Source organism: Chryseobacterium salviniae (assembly GCF_035819015.1).
In the GTDB taxonomy this organism is placed as follows: Bacteria; Bacteroidota; Bacteroidia; order Flavobacteriales; family Weeksellaceae; genus Chryseobacterium; species Chryseobacterium salviniae.
On sequence record NZ_JAYLAA010000043.1, the window covers coordinates 103,920 to 122,768 of the forward strand.

Here is an 18,849-nt window from a genome sequence, read left to right on the forward strand (position 1 = left end):
TTGATAAACAGCTTATCTTTGCATCATGAAATCATTGAAAGTCGTTTTTTTAGGGACTCCGGAATTTGCAAAAACATCTTTGGAAGCAATTCATCAATCTCATCATGAAATCGTGGGAGTTGTAACCGTAGCAGATAAGGCAAGCGGGCGCGGACAGAAGGTTAATCAGTCGCCCGTAAAAATTTTTGCAGTGGAAAACAATATTCCTGTTTTTCAGCCTGAAAAATTAAGAAATACTGAGTTTTTGGAAGAATTGAGAAAGCTCGATGCCGATGTTTTTGTGGTAGTTGCATTCAGGATGATGCCGAAAGTACTTTTCGAAATGCCAAAAATAGGAACGTTCAATCTTCATGCTTCCCTGCTTCCGGATTACAGAGGTGCTGCTCCTATTAATTATGCGGTAATCAATGGTGAAGAAAAAACAGGAGCCACTACTTTTTTTATCAACGAAAAAATTGACGAAGGAAATATCCTGCTTCAGGAAGAATTAGCGATTTTGCCTGATGAAAACGCAGGAAGCCTCCACGACAGGCTCATGGAAATGGGCGCAAAACTCGTAGTGAAAACCCTGGATGGGCTTGCTGAAAATACCATTACGGAAAGGCCTCAACCTCACGTTGAGCATCCTAAAAATGCTTATAAAATATTTAAGGAAGATACTAAAATAGACTGGACAAAAAAATCTAAAGAGGTTCACCAATTTATTTTAGGAATGTCGCCTTATCCTGCTGCTTTCACCAATTTACAAATTGGAAACGACGAAAAAGGACTGAAAATTTTCAATGGTAAATTCGAGGTTGAAAATCATGACAAGCCTGCCGGAACGTTGGATATTTCAAAAAATGAGTTTAAAATTTATACTGCGGACGGAATATATTACCCTTCAGAATTACAGCTTGAAGGAAAGAAAAGAATGAGTATTAAAGATTTTTTGAACGGTTTCAGAAGCTTTGAGAATATTAAGATTATTTAAAATAAATTTATTAAAAAGAAACCTTCAAGGTTTTTGAAACCTTGAAGGTTGAATATTTAACAGGTATCAATCAATTCCAAATTAACAACGAATTTAATTCACAATTGACCATTTACTTTTAAAGTTGTACCATCTCAGTTACCTCAACATCGTATCCTCCAACCTGTGGTTTGATATTAGGATTCTGAGTAATTACTTTAAATTTATTGATTCCAAGATTTTTCAGGATCTGAGTTCCGATACCGTAATCTCTGTAGTTGTACGCTAATGTCGGATGCTGAACCTGTCCGTCCTGATAATTCAGGAACTGCTGAAGTTTTCTTAATGTATTTTCGGAACTGGAAACATTATTAATGAAAATAATAGCACCTTTTCCTGCTTCGTTCACCATACTGGTTACTTTCTCCAGCAAAGGCTTTTCACCGTTATTTAATCTTGTCAGAACGTCAAAATAAGAATCGGAAGACTGTACTCTTACCAAAACAGGCTCATCAACCGTCCATGCTCCTTTTGTTAAAGCAAAATGAATCTGATCATTTGAAGTTTCCCTGAAGGCATAAAAATCATAATCTCCGTAAGCCGTTTTTACCTTTCTTTCTTCAATTCTTTCAATAAGATTTCCTTTTTTCAGCTGATAATGAATCAGGTCTTCAATCGAAACAATTTTCATATTATGTTTCTGTGCAAAAGCATACAATTCAGGCAAACGAGACATGGAACCATCTTCGTTCATGATTTCACAGATCACCCCTCCCTCTTTTAATCCTGCCAGACAGGTAAGATCAATCGCAGCTTCCGTATGACCGGCTCTTTTTAAAACACCTCCTTTTTTTGCGCGTAGCGGAAAAATATGTCCGGGACGCATAAAATCGGTCGGTTTAGATTTTTCATCCATCAAAGCAAGAATGGTTTTGGCTCTGTCTGCCGCGGAAATACCGGTTGAAGTTCCATTTCCAAGAAGATCTACCGATACGGTAAAAGCTGTTTCCTTCGGATCGCTGCTGCGACTTACCATTACTTCCAAACCAAGCTCATCGCATCTTTTTTCGGGAAGCGGCATACAGATCAATCCTCTTCCGTGTAGTGCCATAAAATTAATGATTTCCGGTGTCGTCAGTTCTGCGGCACAAAGAAAATCCCCTTCATTCTCTCTGTCTTCATCATCTACTACTATGATTATTTTACCATTTTTAAGGTCTTCAATAGCCTCGGGAATAGTATTTAATTTAATATCAGACATTTTTACTTTAAATTTTTGCAAAGATACTCATAAAATAAGCATCTCCCAATTATGATAAGGGTTTGTTATCCATTAAGGACAGCGTCTTTCGCTTTTCTGAAAATTGTATATGAATCCAATCTTTTCTGATGGTCATAAATATGAGAATTAATCATCAGTTCATTAACATTGAACTTTTCCTGAAAGCTTTTCAGCTGTTCTTCAATTTCAGCCTGATCACCTATTAATGTATAACGCAGCTTCTGTAAAACCATCGATTTTTCCATCGGTGACCAGATGTTATCCATATCATCAACAGGCGGAGCAAAAGGTTTCCTGTCGTTTCGGATGATATTGATAAACGCCTGGAATAAAGTGGTAGAAATTTTATGAGCTTCTTCTGAAGTCTCTGCAGCTACCCCATTGATACAAGCAATAATATAAGGTTCGGTGCAGTATTTTGAAGCTTCAAAATTTTGTCTGTAAATATTGAAAGCCATTTCCATCTGTTCCGGAGCAAAGTGTCCTGCAAATGCGTAAGGAAGCCCAAGCTCTGCTGCTAAAAAAGCACTATCTGTGCTTGATCCCAGAATATACAAAGGAATATCAAGGCCTTCTCCAGGAATTGCCCGTACCAGCGCTTCAGAATTTTCTTTAGAGAAATATTTCTGCAGCTCCAGGATCTGTCTTGGAAACTGCTGATTGATAATGGCCGGATTTCTTCCTAAAGCCTGTGCTGTGAGACCATCCGTTCCGGGAGCTCTACCCAATCCGAGATCAATTCTTCCCGGGAAAAGCGATTCCAGAGTACCGAATTGTTCGGCGATAACGAGAGAGCTGTGATTTGGAAGCATGATTCCACCCGAGCCCACTCTTATTTTTTTGGTTCCGTTAGCGATAAAACCGATCAGAACAGAAGTTGCCGAACTGGCAATGCTTTCCATATTATGGTGTTCTGCAAGCCAGAATCTTTTATAATCTAAACTTTCGGCATGATTGGCTAATGAAAGGCTGTCCTGAAAGGTGTCGTGAATGGTCTTGTCCTTTTTTACGGGAGCAAGATCCAGCACGGATATTTCGAAGTTTTGCATAATTTAAAATTTAGGTTCTTAAAACCTAAGCAAATTTAACGCTAATATTTTTCATTAGTTACTTTTTGTAATTGATAAGACTGATTGATGAATTCAGGGAAAAACTATTGAAAAACTTATTTTTTACCTAATTATTTTACAATATAATTGTTCCGAAAACTTTAGATCCATGAAAATGTATTACAAAACCTACAGCAAATGAGTATAATATTCTATTAATATTTGTATTAAATGTAAAAAAATTCAATCATTAATTATTTCACAATAAAACTTTACCAAAAACAACCAATTCATATAATTAAAATATCTTTTATTGAGAACTAATTCATTTTTATTACATTTGAATAAATATTTAATAATTATGAAAAACATTATTCAGACACCGTTTACCAATGATTTAAAAACACAAATTGATGCTAAAATTGCAGAATTAGAAGCTTTATTCCAGGGAAAACTCGCTGCTCTCAATGCAGATCAAAGAAAACTTTACGGAACCATAAACGAACAGAACAAGCTTTTCGTAAACAAGGTGAGAGATTATAAAATGAACCAGCCCCAGCTGAGTGCCGATGATGTGAATTGGGATGAGTTTGAAAATGATTATCAGGCCCGGATTTTCTTAGAAACAAGAAAGGAGAAATTAGCCAGCCTGGTATATCAAATGGAAAGCACCAAGATTTTACACGATTACGATAATTATAATGATGCCTTAGACGATTATGCATACTCCCAATACAAAAAAGGAAGAGAGGTGGTTGGTTTTGCAGAAAAAGTAGCAGACCTGAAACAGTTTTTTCCAAGAACAGCCAAAAGTAACAATACCGAAGCCGAAAAATAATTCAAAATAGCATAGAAAGCACCCGTGACCTAAACGTTAAGGTGAATTGAAGACCTGATTAAGTCTTTTTACCTTCTGTTTAAGTTTTCTTATTTTATGTTTAGGTGTATTGTCCAAAATTTTAAATCTTTTGGCTAATATTTTGGCAAACCCGGTTAAAATTTCGGCTATTTCTATCAAAATTTTAAGGAAAACAAAATCAGACAGTTTATTATTGGCTGTCTGATTTACCTTAGAATTAAATTGTCCATCCTTTTTTATAACAAATAACAATGGAATGTTGTTTCATGATGGTAAGGATTAATTCTTCAAATAAAAATAACACGCCAGGTTTTGACGCAGGCAGGATCTAGCTTTGCTTTTAGAAATATGTAAACAAAATTAATAATCATTAAAAACACAAAATATGGAAGAATTTGACGATGAGTTCGGGGATCTCTCCCAGTTCAAAATACTTTCTTTTGAAGAAGTAAATCAAGGATTTACAGGAAACAATGCTTTTGCAGATACAATTATCAACAGAGATAATTCTCCTCAGTTTCGGAGTAAATTCCATGACTACAGAAATACACCGTTGGGGTATTCTTATCTTACAGACGATCCCGTATCTGTATTTCCTTCAACCGGAATCAATGAAAAAGGAGAAAAAGGCTACGAATACAGGGCAGCAGTTTTGCCTTGTGAGAATGGTTCTCAGGTATTGGGAAGTTATAATGCTAACAAAAGAGAACCTCAAAGCCTTTTCTTATTTTATGAAAAGCCTAATTCCAAGAAATTCAACTTTGCAGGAGATTTTTATGCTGCTAAAATGGGGGATTATTTCGTAAGCCTCTTTAAAAAATTTCCGGAGCCTTTGCCATCTAAAATCAATGGAAAGTTTTTCAAGAACATTGCTTCTATGGAAGATGAGGCAGGTTATCTGGCACAGCTGGCTTATACCCATGAAGGAGATAAAATTAATGCCACTCTTGTACGGGATGCTTTGATGAGAGAATATCAGTTTTATACAAATGACAAACAGTTTGACAAACTATTAGGAAACATTTCTCAAATTCCTGCAGACGCTATCGGATGGTGTGCCGCGCAACTGGAAGACTTTAAACCGGATGAAAAAAATTACGACCCCGCATCTAAAGATTATTCTCCCCTTATTCCTCTTTTTGCAGGGGCTGCAGTTCCTGTAAATATGAACAAGGCTGCGCAATTTTTTGAAGATCTGGGCAGCAATCCTTTTGTACAGGGCGTAGAAACAGCTTTCAGCCAGGTTTGGGAGTTGGTAAAACAATCTGCAGACAAGGTTAAGGATGCTGCTATTGACCATCTGCCTGACTCCTTCAAAAAACTGGTAACCAGGATTACAGGAATTATCAATACCATCAAAACCTTTCTATCAGAAATTAATGAAATCGTTTCTGGTTTGGCACAGAAAGGGATTGAGTTTCTAAAAATCCTTAATGCTTTTAACTGTGGGATCCTCAATGGATTGGTGAGTTTGGTACAATGTATTTTGTATATTCTGGAATTTCTTTTACAGCCTACCACTACATTTTCTTACCAGCAGTATTTGGAAAGAAGAAACCTTTTGGAAAAAGCAGAAGATGTATTGGATTGGGTATATGAAAATGTACCTGTGTTTTTAGAAGGGGTTAAAAAACTGTTTCGATCCAGTGTGAATATATCCCAATCTGATTTTGAGGGTATTTTTGACCAATTGAAAGAATACTGGGATAACACTTCTCGCTATACAGTAGCATTTTATACAGGGCTTATAGTCTTTGAGTTCATTATCAACATTCTACTTCTTATCTTTACCGCAGGGGAAGGCAACGTGGTAAAAGGGGCCACTTATGTACAGAAAGCATCCAGCCTGCTTCGGGTTATAACCAGAGAAGCATTTTCAGCAGCAACATTTGGGCTTACTGATTTGCTGCTGGGGCTTGGTAAACTAATGTTAAGATTCTCCAAAGCCTGCGCAAAAGGTTTCAAAGGATTTATTAAATTTATTGAAGAACTCTTGCAGGGCGCTAAAAATGGAGCAAAGGCGGAGGATCTGGCGGAGGAAGCGCAGGATATAGAGGAAGTCGTTATAAAAGCTAAACCTAAAAAGCTGTCTATAATAGATAAAGAAATTGAAGAGATTTATAGAAAACAACTTTTAGGAAGTGGAGGAGGAAAAAGATTTACGAGAAAGGGACTCCAAAAAATGGCGAAATTAATAGAAGAAAAATATGCAGATATTGGTCTTAAAGTTGAAATAGTAACGAAGAGAAGCCACCCTAACAGGTATAAAGCCTGGACGACTTATCCCAAAGATATATTGGCTAGTTGTAGAACCCATGAGATACCACCAAAAATGTTTTTACGCTACGATGCCACAGAACTTACTGTACAACATGAAGTTTGGCATATAGACGATTTCAAAAAGTTAGGTTTTGACGAATATCATAATACCCCAAACTGGAAATTGGAGGAACTTGTATGGGAGAGAGTTTGGAAAACTAAACAAAGATGGACGGAACTAGAACTTGTGGATTCTTATCGATATTATAAAGAAGAAACTTTTAAACAAGGAGCCATTCCTAAAGTAATTGATGAGATGGAACAGATTTCTAAAAAATATCCTAAAAATAAAATTTAAAATATTATTAATATGACTTTAACAGAAGAACAAGCTTTAAAATTGGGTAAAAAAGTAATGAGTGATATTGGTTTTGAGTATGATCAAAAAGATGAAATTACTGCCAAATATGATGATGGCAAAATCCTTGAACAAGGTATTAATATTTGGCTAGTTAGTTTTCAATATGGAAAAGAAGATTACGGAAGAAATGTTGGAGTTCACGTTTCCATTTATGATAATGAAAAATTAGCCGTCAGTATTTCCTATCGTAATGGCTTCATAGCTTTAGGTTATAATGCAGAAAAGGACAAATATTTTGTAAAAGATAAGAGACCTTAATTATGAATATTAAAAACAAAGAAGCATTAGATTTGGGTATTAAAGTAATGCAAGATATTAAATTTGAATATGACACAAAAGAAGAAGTTAAAGTAACATTTGATGAAAATAAGCTATATCCAAATCGCAATATTTGGTTAATAGGATTCTTATATGGAAAAGAGGATTATGGTAGAAATGTAGATGCAATTTTACATATAGATGACGACACTAAAACTCCTAGAAAATTACTGTTTCGGAATGGTTCTATAACTTTAGGTTATGATGCAGAAAAAGACAAATACTTTGTAAAAAGCAAAAGACCTTAATAGCTGCCAAAACCACTTTCGAAATATATCAGAAAGTGGTTTTCTTTTTACTAAAGCTTGCGCAAAAGGATTTAAAGGATTTATCAAATTTATTGAAGAACTCTTGCAGGGCGATAAAAAGTTAAATACAAACCTATTATTCCTGTTCCATTCCCCAACAATCAATATAAGAATATGTCTGAGTCTCCACATATTGTGGCAGATGGTTTGAAAAATCTTAAAGATTTTGTCACTTCATTTGATGAAATTTCTACTGCTGCTGTTTTCAATATTGTAAGGCTACCCCTGCTATTTCGGATGATGTGCTTTTTGCTGTTACTTATTTGGTAAAGAACATCATAGAGGATAATATGCCTGAAAGTATCAAAATTATATACAACAAGCTGAAAGCTGTTTTTAATGATTTGCTGAATGTGGTTTTAGGAATTGAAAACTTTATCAAAGCAGAACTCAATAGCGAGATCGCTAAAATCAATGCTTTCTTGTGTGGTTTAATCAATGGGCTTATTTCACTGGTACAGACTATCATTATGCTTTTGGCAATGGTAGTTGAAAAATTTCCAATTTTTGAAATAGAAAAAAGCAGTCCTTTGGAATTGGCAAAGCATCAGGAAGAACTCGAATTTATTGAGGATTTTGTAGATTTATTTGCAAAAAACTCTAAAGAATTTTTTGAGGGTGTTAAAAATCTTTTTAGTGACGGAAAGATTTGGAAAGAAATTTCTGAGTTTTCTGATATGCTGAAAAAGAAATTTATTCAAATAAAAGATTTAAATGAATATTTCTGGGCTTGCTTTATAGGAGGGGTTGCCCTTGAATTAATTCTGGATGCTTTAATTGCTTACTTCACAGGCGGAAGCTCATTAGTTGCCGAAGCATCTGCAAAAATCAGTCGATTGACAGCCAAAGCAGAGCAGCTGGGAGCCAAAGCTATTAATTTTGGAAAAGGTTTAGGGAAGAAAGTTGCCAATTCTGCAAAAGATCTTTATAAATGGCTGGAAAAGGAGTTTTTAGAAATGCTGGAAGCAATAAAAAGCGGTAAAGTTGCGGAATGGATTAGAAAGAAAATTGATACTATATTTGGAAGCGGCAATAGGGTTCATGATCAAGTAGTTGAGGATATTGAGGAGCTTTTCAGAAAAATTAATGATGATTTTGGATCGATGGGGGCAGGTTGTTAACTATAAAAGAGATTAAAAAACTTCGAAAATTATTAAAGGAACTTTATGATGTAGATTTGAAAATCGTAGATAAGGACTTTGGAATGAAGCAAAAGCTTAAAGACTGGAATGCAAGAGGTGTAGTAGGTTCTTTCAATCCAAGACTTAAAACTATGTTTTTGCGTTCAGAAGTTTCAGAGTTAACCGTTTTTCATGAAATGATTCATATGAAAACCTGGAAAAGATTGTCACCTGAAGAGTATGCCAAACTACCCTTGTGGGAAGATGAAACAATAGTTTGGGATGCTATCTGGAAAACAAAAGATAAATGGACAAAAATTGAACTTGTAGATTCTTACGAATATATGAATAAGTTCAGGAAAGAATCTGGAGTAAGCAAAATTTTCATTGATGAAATGGAAGAATTAGTAAAATTAAGAAAATTAGGAATATTAAAATAAGAATTATGAAAAATACTGAGGAACAAATAATTGAATTATCTAAAAAAATTCTAAACAATTCTGGATTCGGTTATGATGACGAGAATCAAATAAAGTGTGTAGAATTAAGTGAAGATTCTTTTTTTGGTTATAACAAAAACAAAAATCAAAACATTTGGCAGATTTCTTTTTTATGGGGAGAAGAAGATTTTGGTAAAAGCAGAGGTGCTTTGCTATATATTGATGATGATAAAAAATTACCTCTTTTGTTAGTTCATTCACTCGGTCAATCTAAAATTACCTATTCTTTATTAAATGATGGAAAAACCATTGTTAGTAGTACTAATGTAAAGTTCACTATTGAAGAGTAAAAATGAAACATACAAAAGTAGAAATAGAATCTATTATTCTTAAATTAATGAAAGACATTAAAAGAGAGTACTATACAGACAAAGACATTTTTATTGAGTTTGAAAATAATATTGATGCGGGTCATAATATTAAACAGATAAAAAACGGGTGGTGTGTTGGTGTTCCTGTGCCAGATTATCAATTTGAAAAAGATGAATATGTCTCAATATTGATTTTTATAGATGATGATACAGGAAAAATAGAGGGCTTTTTAGACAATTCTATGGGAAGACCGCTACCATTAAAAGCTAAGTTAGATAACAATGGTAAATACATATTAACCGCTATTAAATAATTATAGCATTAAAAGATTGTAATAAAAATAGTCTTCAGTATTCTATAAGATTATAAATTATGAAATATACAAAAGTAGAAGTAGAACAAATAGTAAAAACTTTTAAAAGAATACAAGAGGAAAATAGCATATGTATATGAAAATACAGTAGCCAAAGGAAAGTGACAGCTACCAAGAAATCCCAATCATAAATTTAATCAATTTCAGTCGGAATCTACAGTGGAATTTGATATTTTGATTGAAGTTGATGATGCAGGAAATATTATGAATGCTTATCAGATGGTGTGCCGCGCAACTGGAAGACTTTAAACCGGATGAAAAAAATTACGACCCTGCTTCTAAGGATTACTCTCCCCTTATTTAAAAATTATTGGCTATCATGTGAACAGAGATTGATTGAATAAACAAACCTCACAGGCTTTAAAAACCTGTGAGGTTTATGATTTACACGTCGGCAATATTTATTTCGATTTCTCTTTCAGATAAGTATAATGATTAATCAAAATCCTGATTTCATTAAATTCAAAATCGCTCGGCAATGCGTTTTTCCATTCCGTTAAAGTTTCTTTAGGATCAGATTTAAACAAATCTTCAAAAGCTTTGATTTTATCGGAAGTAACAACTCTTGAAATATCCAGCAATCCCTGCTCTGCAAATTTTGCAAGATGCCCGATGACCGTTTCCTTTACCAATCCTCTCTCCAAAGCAATTTCCGAAATGGTTTTCCCCTCCTCAAATAACTGAAAAGTGAGAACTTGAGATGGCACTTTGGCAATCTTCATGCTCACTTCCTGATTGTTTTTTTCGTCGAGAAGCCTGGTTTCCAGCAGGTGAATTTCTTTAAGACTGTTTAAATATTCTTCAATATCTTCCAGCCACACCCTAAATTCTTCGTTGTATTGTTTCAAGCCTTTGGTTCCTTTAATTTCGGCATAAAAATCTTTCAGCGGACTGAAGACTTTATCCCTGATTTCCGTAAAAAAGAAATTTACGGCTCCTTTGGTTTTATTTTCAATTTCAGACCATTCTTCTTTCTGTTTGATAAAATTATTAACCTTCTGGAAAATAACCCGTTCCAGTTTCTCAAATATTTTACCCAAGCTTACAATTTCAGGCTTTATCTGATTATACAATTGCTTTGTCTTCAGGTGATTGAGGCTTTTCGTAACCATGGAAAGATTATTCCAGTCTTCCACTTCTTTCAGCAACCATTGGGAATCTACTGTACGAAGCACTTTCCTGATGCTGTAATCATACTTTTCATTATTTAAAATAGCTTCAACCTTATCATTGGCTACCGTATCGCTATGAAAAGTAAGGATTCTATTGTCTTTAAAAATAACTTCCGGAGTAATTTTAGATTTTAAAACAATACCTTCCAATGTTCGACACCGAGATAACGCCACATACACCTGCCCTGCCGTGAAGCTTTTCCCGGCATCAATAATCACCCTGTCGAAAGTAAGTCCCTGGCTTTTATGGATGGTTACCGCCCAGGCAAGTTTTATCGGAAACTGTTCGAAACTTCCCAATACTTCTTCTTTGATATTTTTATCGGTATCAAGAAAATATTTTTTTTGTTCCCAGACTTCTCTTTTTACGGTAATTTCTCTTTCGCTGCCGTCAAGAATCACCTTTATTTCATTCTCTTCCAAAGCAGAAATTTCACCCAGCTTTCCATTAAAATATTTCTTCTCCCCTGAAATATCATTTCGGATGAACATGATCTGAGCACCTACCTTAAGATCAAGAAACTGCTCATTCGGGAACTGGTTTTCTCTGAATTCCCCGAAAAGTTTAGCTTCATAGGTTTTAGAACTGACCTTTAAATCATCCAGTTTTTCCTGATTGATGTCGTCTGCCATTTTATTATGGGAACAGAGATAAACGTACGGCTCGTCGCCCATTTCAAAATCTGGATTGTATCTTTCATTTAAGTGTTCAAAATCGATATTGGCCACATCACCGTCACGGATCGCATTCAGTATGGCAAGGAAATTCTCATCAGACTGGCGGTACACTTTCGTCAGCTCAATCGTAATCAAAGGAATTTCCTTGATCGCATGGCTGTCGAAAAAAAACGGAGAATGATAATACATCTTTAAAATATGCTCGTCTCTCACCACTGGCGGAAGCTGATACAAATCTCCAATGAACAACATCTGAACTCCCCCAAAACGCTGATTATTTCTCCTGATAAACCGTAATGAAAAATCCATCATATCCAGAACATCGGCACGGAGCATGGAAACCTCATCGATAATAATGATTTCCACTTCTCTTAAAAGTTTCAGCTTATCTTTCCGGTATTTGAAATGTGGCATCAGGTCGGCAATATTGTTTGCCAGACTGGTATCAATTCTTTCGGTTGTCGGAAGAAAAGTTCTCAGCGGAAGCCCAAACATGGAATGAATGGTAACGCCTCCAGCATTAATTGCTGCAATGCCCGTAGGTGCAACAACAATATGTTTTTTCCGAGTGCGTTTTACAAATTCATTGAGGAAAGTGGTTTTTCCTGTTCCCGCTTTTCCCGTTAAAAATACACTTCGGTTCGTATGTTCTATTAAGTCAAAAAAATGATTGTTCATCGCCGTCAAAATTACGGAAAATGAAATTTAAATCCTTACCTTGGCATAACTTTTGGAAATTCCTGAAGATAACGAGAGAAAAACAACTTATGAAAATCCCTGTATTCGCTTTATGTATCGTGCTTTTTATGGCTTCCTGTTCTTCAGTAAAAAATCTGGATGCCACTCTTCCTAAAGATATTTCGGAAAGACCCGCTGATGAAAACAGCCAGAAATATGACCAGGCTCAATTGGATAAATTGAAAGCTTCTATTGAATCTGAAATTTCAAAAGAAAAATGCAAGGATGCTTCAGAATGGACTTTTGCTCCCATGGGCGCTAAAGGATGCGGCGGACCTCAGCTTTATATCGCTTACCCTAAAAAAATGGAAAGCTCTATTTTACCAAAAATTAATGATTATACCGCAAAAGTAAAAGCGTTTAACCAGAAATATTCTACGGTATCTGACTGTATGATGGTAATGCCTCCGGCTTCTATTAAATGTGTAAATGGAAAAGCAGAACTGGTTAATTCTTAAAACTCATAAAAAAATCTTGCTGTAGAGCAAGATTTTTATTTTGATAAGACTTTTAAGTCAATGATGAATTGTGAATGGCTAATTCATTAAGATAAAATTTACCTTTCACAATTCATTATTGATCAATTATCCTTCCAAGTTTTTTACATTTTCTTTGTACCATGAAGAATATTTTACATAATTATCAGCAATTCGGTTTACCTCTCCTTCGAGCAGCTGAGAATTGATATCCTTAATTTTCCTGGCCGGAACTCCACCCCAGACTTCACCGGATTTGATGTGTGTTCCCTGTGTTACTACAGAACCTGCTCCGACGATAGAATTTTCCTCAACAAGGCAATCATCCATTACAATGGCACCCATTCCGATCAGTACGTTATCTTTAATAGTGCAGCCATGAACTATTGCATTATGCCCTATGGAAACATTATTCCCTATATTTAAAGGATGTTTCTGATAGGTGCAGTGCAGCATCGCATTGTCCTGAACATTCACTTTATTTCCCATCTTTATATAATGAACATCTCCCCTTATTACCGCATTGTACCATATACTGCAGTCGCGTCCCATTGTAACATCACCTATGATGACAGCCGTTTCTGCCAAAAAGGTATTTTCTCCCATCTGCGGTGATTTCCCTAAAAGTTCTTTGATAAGTGCCATATTTAATTTGAATTTTTTGTAATAATTGAATTAGGAGATTCATTCATCATTTTTAAATCATGCCGATAGCAAAAATCTAATTGGCTATTCCTCGCTTCTAATTTCTAATTGCGTATTTTTGTATCTCAAATTTAAAGAAAAAATGCATACTATACTTATAGAGCCAACTGAAAACCCGAAAGTGATGAAATTTGTAGCGGATTATAATCTGATTCCCGGTTCTTTGGAACTGGACAGAGATTCGGACATTTCAGAAATCCCTTTGGCGCAGGAACTTTTCAACTATCCGTTTGTGGAAAGAATTTTTATTACGGCTAATTTTGTAGCGGTTGCAAAACAAGATACCATAGAATGGGAACATGTTGCGGAAAGCCTTAAAAACGTAATTGAGGATGAACTTTTGGCCAACCCGAGAATTTATCTTCAGAAGAAAAAGGAATTATACCAGATTTATGCTGAAATGACTCCGAATCCGAATGTGATGAAGTTTGTTTCCAACAAATTGCTTCTGGAGGGTTTTGTAGAAGTAAAATCAAGAGACGCTGCAGATGGAGTTCCTTTGGCACAGGCGATTTTTAAGGAATTCGACTTTGCTAAGGAAGTTTTTATTTCTGATAATTTTGTTGCTGTAACAAGAGATAATTCTGTAGAATGGCATCAGGTAATGATGACTGTTCGTGCATTGATTGCAGAATATCTTCAGAATGGAGGAAAAATTTCTGAAATAGAAGCACAAAAACATGAAAATCCCGTAGAAAAAATCATTAACAGAGACTACACAGAAGATGAACAAAAAATTTCAGATATCCTAAATGAATATGTTGCTCCGGCTGTAGAAAACGATGGAGGAAAAATATCTTTAATGGAATACGACCAGGAAAATAAGACTGCAAAAATGCTTCTGCAGGGAGCATGTTCCGGTTGTCCGAGTTCTACCGCTACCCTGAAAAACGGCATTGAAAATATTCTAAAACAATTCGTTCCGGATCTTGTAGAACGTGTAGAAGCTGTTAACGGATAATTTAATTGCGCAGAAAGATTGTAAACTTTAAATAAAAAAACTTGGAGAAAGAATTCTCAAACTCAAAGAAAGGAATTTTACTGGTAAATCTCGGTTCGCCAAAATCCACGGATGTAAAGGATGTAAAAGAATATCTTGATGAGTTCCTGATGGATGAAAGAGTAATCGACTACCGATGGATCTTCCGGGCATTGCTTGTACAGGGAATTATCCTGAAAACCCGTCCGCCTAAATCCGCAGAAGCCTATAAAACCGTTTGGACGGATGAAGGCTCACCTTTAATCGTTATTACTGAGAAAATCCGGAAAAAATTACAAAAACGGGTTGATGTTCCGGTAGAAATCGGGATGAGATATGCAGAGCCCAGCATTGAAACGGGAATCCGTGCTCTTGCTGAAAAAGGCGTTTCTGAAATCGTGCTTTTCCCGCTTTATCCGCAGTATGCGATGAGCACCACGGAAACTGTTATTGAAAAAGCTGAAGAGGTGAGGAAACTGAAATTTCCGGAAGTGAAGATCAATTATATTCAACCGTTTTATAATCGTGAGATTTATATCGATTGCCTTGCGGAAAGCATTCGGGAAAAACTTCCTGAACATTTCGATGCGCTGCAATTCTCTTATCACGGCGTTCCGGAAAGACATATCTTTAAAACAGATCCCACCAAAACCTGCAACCTCAACGATTGCTGCAGCAGGGAAAGTAATCCGAGCCATCAGTTCTGCTACCGCCATCAGTGTTTTAAAACCACTGAAACCGTTATTGAAAAGCTGAACCTTCCAAAAGAAAAGGTGATTGTTTCGTTTCAGTCAAGGCTTGGAAAAGACAAATGGATTGAACCTTACACAGATGAAACCTTTGAAACGATTCCTAAAAAAGGAATTAAAAATCTTGCGGTTGTTTGTCCTGCTTTTGTTTCGGACTGCCTGGAAACCCTGGAGGAAATTTCAGTGGAAGGCAAACACCAGTTTACTGAAGCCGGAGGAGAAAATTTCCATTATATTCCTTGCCTGAATGATGAGGATCGATGGATTGAAGTCGTCAAAACCTTATGTGAGGAAAAACTCAATGAATTTTATTTAGTGTAAAATAATAAGCCTTCGAAGTCGGAGGCTCTTTTTTTTGAAATTTAAAATTTACCTCCCATCCCCTTTATTTTAACATTATTAATTCATAAAAACAAAAAAAATAAATACACCCCCCTTATTTTTTTTTAATTTATTTCCTCTTTTTAAATATTTTTCTTAACTTTACCCCATCAAAACAATATCATCAACCTAAAAAAGTAAAATGATGAATACAACTGCAGAATTTTTAAAAAAAAAGATTGAGAACTTCGGTCCGGATGCTTTAGAAGCTTTTGCAAAAATGATGGAAAGCTTTGAGGAGAAAAATACGCCTTCAGTTTCACCATTTCATATGGATGAGATTTTATACAGGATTCAGTTCCACAATGAAAACCCTTCTACCAAACTGGATTTTTACGAAAACATTTCGGAGCTGAAAAAGTATTGTGCTTAAATGAAAATTCTTCTTTCTTCTATGGCAAAAAATGACATAAGGCTTCTTATGAGAGTTTTTAGCGCAGAACATAAGCAAAAAGGAATTGATTTTCTTGAGAGTCTTAAAGCTACCATCAATATGATAGTGCTGCATTCTGAAAGATCTGCAGGGATTAACACCTCTTCAATGGAAGGTTTTCCCGTTATTGTTCATTATATTTTTGAAAATCAAGAAACGTTGTTTATAACTGCTATTTTCAAAAATTAACCTGATTTCCAGACCATTATTATATTAAGCCTTGCAGATTTCATCTGTGAGGTTTTTCTTTTTTTACTTTATTTATAAAATTAAAACCTTCAAGGTTTAAAAAACCTTGAAGGTTGGTTTATGATGTAAATAATTTACTGTTGAAAAGGTAAAAATTATGAAGCCTTTAAGTCTATCTCACCGGAGTTCTGAATTCACCATAGCCTATCAAACCATCATAGTTTCTTCCAAACGGCGCATAATATAGAAATGCCTGGTAGAGGTTTTCCGTCTGCCAAAAGTTACCGTTGACTTCACCGAAATTGAGCGGGCCACCAGGATTTTTTGTGGCAAGGATGTAATTATAGAAACCCTGTTTAAGATATATTCGGGCAACATATTTCTTTGTTTCTGCGTCGTATTGCATTTGGTTTTCCTGGCTCGGCTTGAAATCATTGAAACCGCCCAATACATAGATTTCCTTATCTACAGGATCTGAGTCGAGTGAAAAATGAACCCAGGAATAATCGGCCTCTCTTTCCGCATCCCTTTCTCTTCCCAGGTCGTTTCGCCTGTAATACCATGCGCCATTAACATCAGGCTGGTACTGGTAATTCAACGGAAAAGCCCATACCGGATGAAGGTAGGTATTGTTAATGCCATCTTTTACTTCTGTTGCGCGAACCATGTCGGCAGCCATATTCATGTTTTTATTATCAAAATAATAAAATTCATTGTTTCCGGGGAAGACGAGAGACAGCTGCTGAAACAACAATTGATTTCCGAGTGTTGTGCTTGGCTTTAAGTTGTTTATGATAACATTCGGATTGTTGTTCTGCATGACGTTCAGCGTCATTGAGTTTACGTTGGAAGAAAGATCTCCGCCTTTTGAAGCTGCTTTCACCTCAATCCTTTGGTTGGCTTCGGGATTTCTTGCATCGGCAAATCTTGAAACATTTATTGCCAATGATGCTGCATCTTCAACGAGATAAAATCTTCTTTTAAATAAAGGTTGATCTGCAGAGTTTTTATAAACGATAATTTCATAATTCCCGGATATTTTAAGCTGCATTTTATCATTCGGGAACGTGAGTTTGTAGTGGGTGTACGGCTGAAGCGTATTGAAAGAATACTGAAACCTGTCCAGCAAAGCGTTTAAACTTCCTGTAGCATATTCGGTGAAGAAAAGATTGTCGTCTTCCCAGTTCCTGTTGTAATGTTTGATGGTATATCTGTAAATTTCACTGGCGTTGGTAAGGTCGTCAAAGCTTAGAACCAGCTGCTGGTTAAAATAAATAACCGGTGTTTCATCATTGGTTTGAGGATTGAATAGCTGAATGCTCTGGATATTCTGTCCAAAAACAAATCCGCTCAGGGTAAGTAAAAATAGTCGCAAAGTTTTCATTATGACGAAGATAAAGAAAAACGGGAGATTTTGGAGGTGATCCAAAGGTTTTTAATGACATTTTAATTGGAAATATTTAGATCATACTATTTTACACCCTAACTTTTGTGATTACATTTGTTGTTATTAAACATATACATATTATGCTTCAGATACAACGTTTCGTATTTAATTTTGCCAGTGAAAACACATACATTGTTTATAATGAAAATAAAAATGCGTGGCTGATTGACCCGGGAAATATGAATAATGAAGAAACCAAAGCGATCGCAAATTTTATTGTTGAAAATAAGCTGAATATTGAGAAAATTCTTTTAACTCATGCTCATATTGATCACATTTTGGGATTACAGTGGGCTTCTGATACTTTTAACGTTCCTGTTTTCATGCATAAGGACGACAAAGAAGTGCTTGACATGTTCCAGATCAGCGGAATGCGTTTCGGGATGGAGCTCGAACATATTCACGCAGATATTCGGTACATTAATGAAAATGACGAGCTGGAGCTGGATGGTGAAAGATTCAAAATTTACCATGTTCCGGGCCACTCTCCGGGAAGTGTTGTGTATCATAATGAAGGGCAAAAATTCATGATTTCCGGGGATGTTCTTTTTGAAGGAAGCATCGGCAGAACGGATTTGTTTAAAGGAAATTACGAGCAGCTGATTGAAGGAATCAGAACGAAACTTTTTATCCTCGACCCTGAAACAAAGGTTTTATCAGGCCATGGAAATCCGACGAGTATTGGGTTTGAGAAGGCGTATAATCCGTTTTTCAGGTGAGGTTGGGGTTGGCTTTCTTGAATTCCATGCAAGTGCTTTTCCTTCAAATCCTTGGGTTACTTCTTCAAAAGAAAGTATTTTGTATCCGGATAAATCTCCGAACTCGTCGTCAAAATTTTCCATCATTTGTGTGTTTAGTGATTAAAAATTCCAATTCATTTACGGGAAAAAGTTGTTTGGTTTTAATATTCCCGATGAATTTCTCGGTTTGTTCCCTGCTCATACCCAAAAGGTCCAGATGGTAACCCGGTTCTACTAAAACGTGGGCATTCTTGAGCCTGCAGCCTGCCTGTACCAAAATATCCCAGTCTTTTCCTTCGAGCTCGTTCCAGCTTTCAAAAGGCAATCTGCCCCTGCTCCCGAAAACGAAAATCTTTTCCACGGGAGTAATCTCCGCAATCTTGTCTTTAAGGCTTGTGAGGATATAAG

The 18,849-nt window shown here is 35.8% G+C and carries 21 protein-coding genes; 15 read left to right on the top strand and 6 right to left on the bottom strand.

Annotated features, from left to right (window positions below):
- Window positions 1-25: 25 nt before the first annotated feature.
- Window positions 26-973 carry a methionyl-tRNA formyltransferase gene (gene fmt / locus SOP96_RS13495; RefSeq protein WP_326321455.1) on the top strand — a complete coding sequence of 316 codons (948 nt, stop codon included), beginning with the start codon at window positions 26-28 and terminating at the stop codon, window positions 971-973.
- 118 nt (window positions 974-1,091) lie between these two features.
- Here fmt and ribB read toward each other — a convergent pair whose 3' ends face one another.
- Window positions 1,092-2,213 carry a 3,4-dihydroxy-2-butanone-4-phosphate synthase gene (gene ribB / locus SOP96_RS13500; RefSeq protein WP_326321456.1) on the bottom strand — a complete coding sequence of 374 codons (1,122 nt, stop codon included), beginning with the start codon at window positions 2,211-2,213 and terminating at the stop codon, window positions 1,092-1,094.
- Window positions 2,214-2,278: 65 nt separating this feature from the next.
- Window positions 2,279-3,283, bottom strand: a complete 1,005-nt coding sequence (locus SOP96_RS13505) for an LLM class flavin-dependent oxidoreductase (protein ID WP_326321457.1) — start codon at window positions 3,281-3,283, stop codon at window positions 2,279-2,281.
- Between the two features lie 361 nt (window positions 3,284-3,644).
- Here SOP96_RS13505 and SOP96_RS13510 point away from each other — a divergent pair, with 361 nt between their 5' ends.
- From SOP96_RS13510 to SOP96_RS13545, 8 genes are all read left to right on the top strand, one after another.
- The gene (locus SOP96_RS13510) at window positions 3,645-4,121 is read left to right on the top strand and encodes a hypothetical protein (RefSeq protein WP_326321458.1); all 477 of its coding nucleotides are present in this window, start codon (window positions 3,645-3,647) and stop codon (window positions 4,119-4,121) included.
- 406 nt (window positions 4,122-4,527) lie between these two features.
- Window positions 4,528-6,759: a zincin-like metallopeptidase toxin domain-containing protein gene (locus SOP96_RS13515; protein WP_326321459.1), complete on the top strand. Its 2,232-nt coding sequence runs from the start codon at window positions 4,528-4,530 to the stop codon at window positions 6,757-6,759.
- 12 nt (window positions 6,760-6,771) lie between these two features.
- On the top strand, window positions 6,772-7,080 hold the full coding sequence (locus SOP96_RS13520; RefSeq protein ID WP_326321460.1) for a hypothetical protein: 309 nt from the start codon (window positions 6,772-6,774) through the stop codon (window positions 7,078-7,080).
- Between the two features lie 2 nt (window positions 7,081-7,082).
- Entirely contained in the window at window positions 7,083-7,388 is a 306-nt protein-coding gene (locus SOP96_RS13525; protein ID WP_326321461.1) for a hypothetical protein, read from the top strand.
- A gap of 350 nt (window positions 7,389-7,738) precedes the next feature.
- Window positions 7,739-8,569: a hypothetical protein gene (locus SOP96_RS13530; RefSeq protein ID WP_326321462.1), complete on the top strand. Its 831-nt coding sequence runs from the start codon at window positions 7,739-7,741 to the stop codon at window positions 8,567-8,569.
- On the top strand, window positions 8,563-9,009 hold the full coding sequence (locus SOP96_RS13535) for a zincin-like metallopeptidase toxin domain-containing protein (protein ID WP_326321463.1): 447 nt from the start codon (window positions 8,563-8,565) through the stop codon (window positions 9,007-9,009). The genes SOP96_RS13530 and SOP96_RS13535 overlap by 7 nt, the downstream gene beginning before the upstream one ends.
- Window positions 9,010-9,014: 5 nt before the next feature.
- Entirely contained in the window at window positions 9,015-9,359 is a 345-nt protein-coding gene (locus tag SOP96_RS13540) for a hypothetical protein (RefSeq protein WP_326321464.1), read from the top strand.
- A 2-nt stretch (window positions 9,360-9,361) separates the two neighbouring features.
- Entirely contained in the window at window positions 9,362-9,694 is a 333-nt protein-coding gene (locus tag SOP96_RS13545; RefSeq protein WP_326321465.1) for a hypothetical protein, read from the top strand.
- Window positions 9,695-10,155: 461 nt separating this feature from the next.
- Here the strand turns inward: SOP96_RS13545 and SOP96_RS13550 are convergent, their stop codons facing one another.
- Entirely contained in the window at window positions 10,156-12,282 is a 2,127-nt protein-coding gene (locus tag SOP96_RS13550; protein ID WP_326321466.1) for a helix-turn-helix domain-containing protein, read from the bottom strand.
- Between the two features lie 20 nt (window positions 12,283-12,302).
- Between SOP96_RS13550 and SOP96_RS13555 the strand changes: the two genes are divergently transcribed.
- Window positions 12,303-12,800 carry a hypothetical protein gene (locus SOP96_RS13555; protein WP_326321467.1) on the top strand — a complete coding sequence of 166 codons (498 nt, stop codon included), beginning with the start codon at window positions 12,303-12,305 and terminating at the stop codon, window positions 12,798-12,800.
- Window positions 12,801-12,926: 126 nt separating this feature from the next.
- Here SOP96_RS13555 and SOP96_RS13560 read toward each other — a convergent pair whose 3' ends face one another.
- Entirely contained in the window at window positions 12,927-13,463 is a 537-nt protein-coding gene (locus SOP96_RS13560) for a gamma carbonic anhydrase family protein (RefSeq protein ID WP_326321468.1), read from the bottom strand.
- 142 nt (window positions 13,464-13,605) lie between these two features.
- On the opposite strand from SOP96_RS13560, the gene SOP96_RS13565 reads away from it, so the two are divergent.
- The 4 genes from SOP96_RS13565 (at window position 13,606) to SOP96_RS13580 (ending at window position 16,254) form a co-directional block, all read left to right on the top strand.
- The gene (locus SOP96_RS13565) at window positions 13,606-14,484 is read left to right on the top strand and encodes a NifU family protein (RefSeq protein ID WP_326321469.1); all 879 of its coding nucleotides are present in this window, start codon (window positions 13,606-13,608) and stop codon (window positions 14,482-14,484) included.
- A gap of 41 nt (window positions 14,485-14,525) precedes the next feature.
- The gene (hemH, locus tag SOP96_RS13570; protein ID WP_326321470.1) at window positions 14,526-15,572 is read left to right on the top strand and encodes a ferrochelatase; all 1,047 of its coding nucleotides are present in this window, start codon (window positions 14,526-14,528) and stop codon (window positions 15,570-15,572) included.
- A gap of 202 nt (window positions 15,573-15,774) precedes the next feature.
- Window positions 15,775-16,005, top strand: coding sequence for a hypothetical protein (locus SOP96_RS13575; protein ID WP_326321471.1), 231 nt, complete (start codon window positions 15,775-15,777; stop codon window positions 16,003-16,005).
- On the top strand, window positions 16,006-16,254 hold the full coding sequence (locus SOP96_RS13580; RefSeq protein WP_326321472.1) for a hypothetical protein: 249 nt from the start codon (window positions 16,006-16,008) through the stop codon (window positions 16,252-16,254).
- Between the two features lie 172 nt (window positions 16,255-16,426).
- Here the strand turns inward: SOP96_RS13580 and SOP96_RS13585 are convergent, their stop codons facing one another.
- Entirely contained in the window at window positions 16,427-17,638 is a 1,212-nt protein-coding gene (locus tag SOP96_RS13585) for a type IX secretion system plug protein (RefSeq protein ID WP_326321473.1), read from the bottom strand.
- 143 nt (window positions 17,639-17,781) lie between these two features.
- Between SOP96_RS13585 and SOP96_RS13590 the strand changes: the two genes are divergently transcribed.
- Window positions 17,782-18,420, top strand: a complete 639-nt coding sequence (locus SOP96_RS13590; protein WP_326321474.1) for an MBL fold metallo-hydrolase — start codon at window positions 17,782-17,784, stop codon at window positions 18,418-18,420.
- 109 nt (window positions 18,421-18,529) lie between these two features.
- On the opposite strand, the gene SOP96_RS13595 is transcribed toward SOP96_RS13590, so the two are convergent.
- Window positions 18,530-18,849 (bottom strand): hypothetical protein (locus SOP96_RS13595; protein ID WP_326321475.1); only part of this gene is annotated, 320 nt, incomplete at its 5' end.

Coding starts and splice junctions, on each gene's coding strand:
- fmt (WP_326321455.1), top strand. CDS start 26: ATGAAATCATTGAAAGTCGTTTTTTTAGGGACTCCGGAATTTGCAAAA.
- SOP96_RS13515 (WP_326321459.1), top strand. CDS start 4,528: ATGGAAGAATTTGACGATGAGTTCGGGGATCTCTCCCAGTTCAAAATA.
- ribB (WP_326321456.1), bottom strand. CDS start 2,213: ATGTCTGATATTAAATTAAATACTATTCCCGAGGCTATTGAAGACCTT.
- SOP96_RS13550 (WP_326321466.1), bottom strand. CDS start 12,282: ATGAACAATCATTTTTTTGACTTAATAGAACATACGAACCGAAGTGTA.
- SOP96_RS13555 (WP_326321467.1), top strand. CDS start 12,303: ATGAAATTTAAATCCTTACCTTGGCATAACTTTTGGAAATTCCTGAAG.
- SOP96_RS13575 (WP_326321471.1), top strand. CDS start 15,775: ATGATGAATACAACTGCAGAATTTTTAAAAAAAAAGATTGAGAACTTC.
- SOP96_RS13580 (WP_326321472.1), top strand. CDS start 16,006: ATGAAAATTCTTCTTTCTTCTATGGCAAAAAATGACATAAGGCTTCTT.
- SOP96_RS13505 (WP_326321457.1), bottom strand. CDS start 3,283: ATGCAAAACTTCGAAATATCCGTGCTGGATCTTGCTCCCGTAAAAAAG.
- SOP96_RS13565 (WP_326321469.1), top strand. CDS start 13,606: ATGCATACTATACTTATAGAGCCAACTGAAAACCCGAAAGTGATGAAA.
- SOP96_RS13540 (WP_326321464.1), top strand. CDS start 9,015: ATGAAAAATACTGAGGAACAAATAATTGAATTATCTAAAAAAATTCTA.
- SOP96_RS13585 (WP_326321473.1), bottom strand. CDS start 17,638: ATGAAAACTTTGCGACTATTTTTACTTACCCTGAGCGGATTTGTTTTT.
- SOP96_RS13530 (WP_326321462.1), top strand. CDS start 7,739: ATGCCTGAAAGTATCAAAATTATATACAACAAGCTGAAAGCTGTTTTT.
- SOP96_RS13560 (WP_326321468.1), bottom strand. CDS start 13,463: ATGGCACTTATCAAAGAACTTTTAGGGAAATCACCGCAGATGGGAGAA.
- SOP96_RS13590 (WP_326321474.1), top strand. CDS start 17,782: ATGCTTCAGATACAACGTTTCGTATTTAATTTTGCCAGTGAAAACACA.
- SOP96_RS13520 (WP_326321460.1), top strand. CDS start 6,772: ATGACTTTAACAGAAGAACAAGCTTTAAAATTGGGTAAAAAAGTAATG.
- SOP96_RS13510 (WP_326321458.1), top strand. CDS start 3,645: ATGAAAAACATTATTCAGACACCGTTTACCAATGATTTAAAAACACAA.
- SOP96_RS13525 (WP_326321461.1), top strand. CDS start 7,083: ATGAATATTAAAAACAAAGAAGCATTAGATTTGGGTATTAAAGTAATG.
- SOP96_RS13545 (WP_326321465.1), top strand. CDS start 9,362: ATGAAACATACAAAAGTAGAAATAGAATCTATTATTCTTAAATTAATG.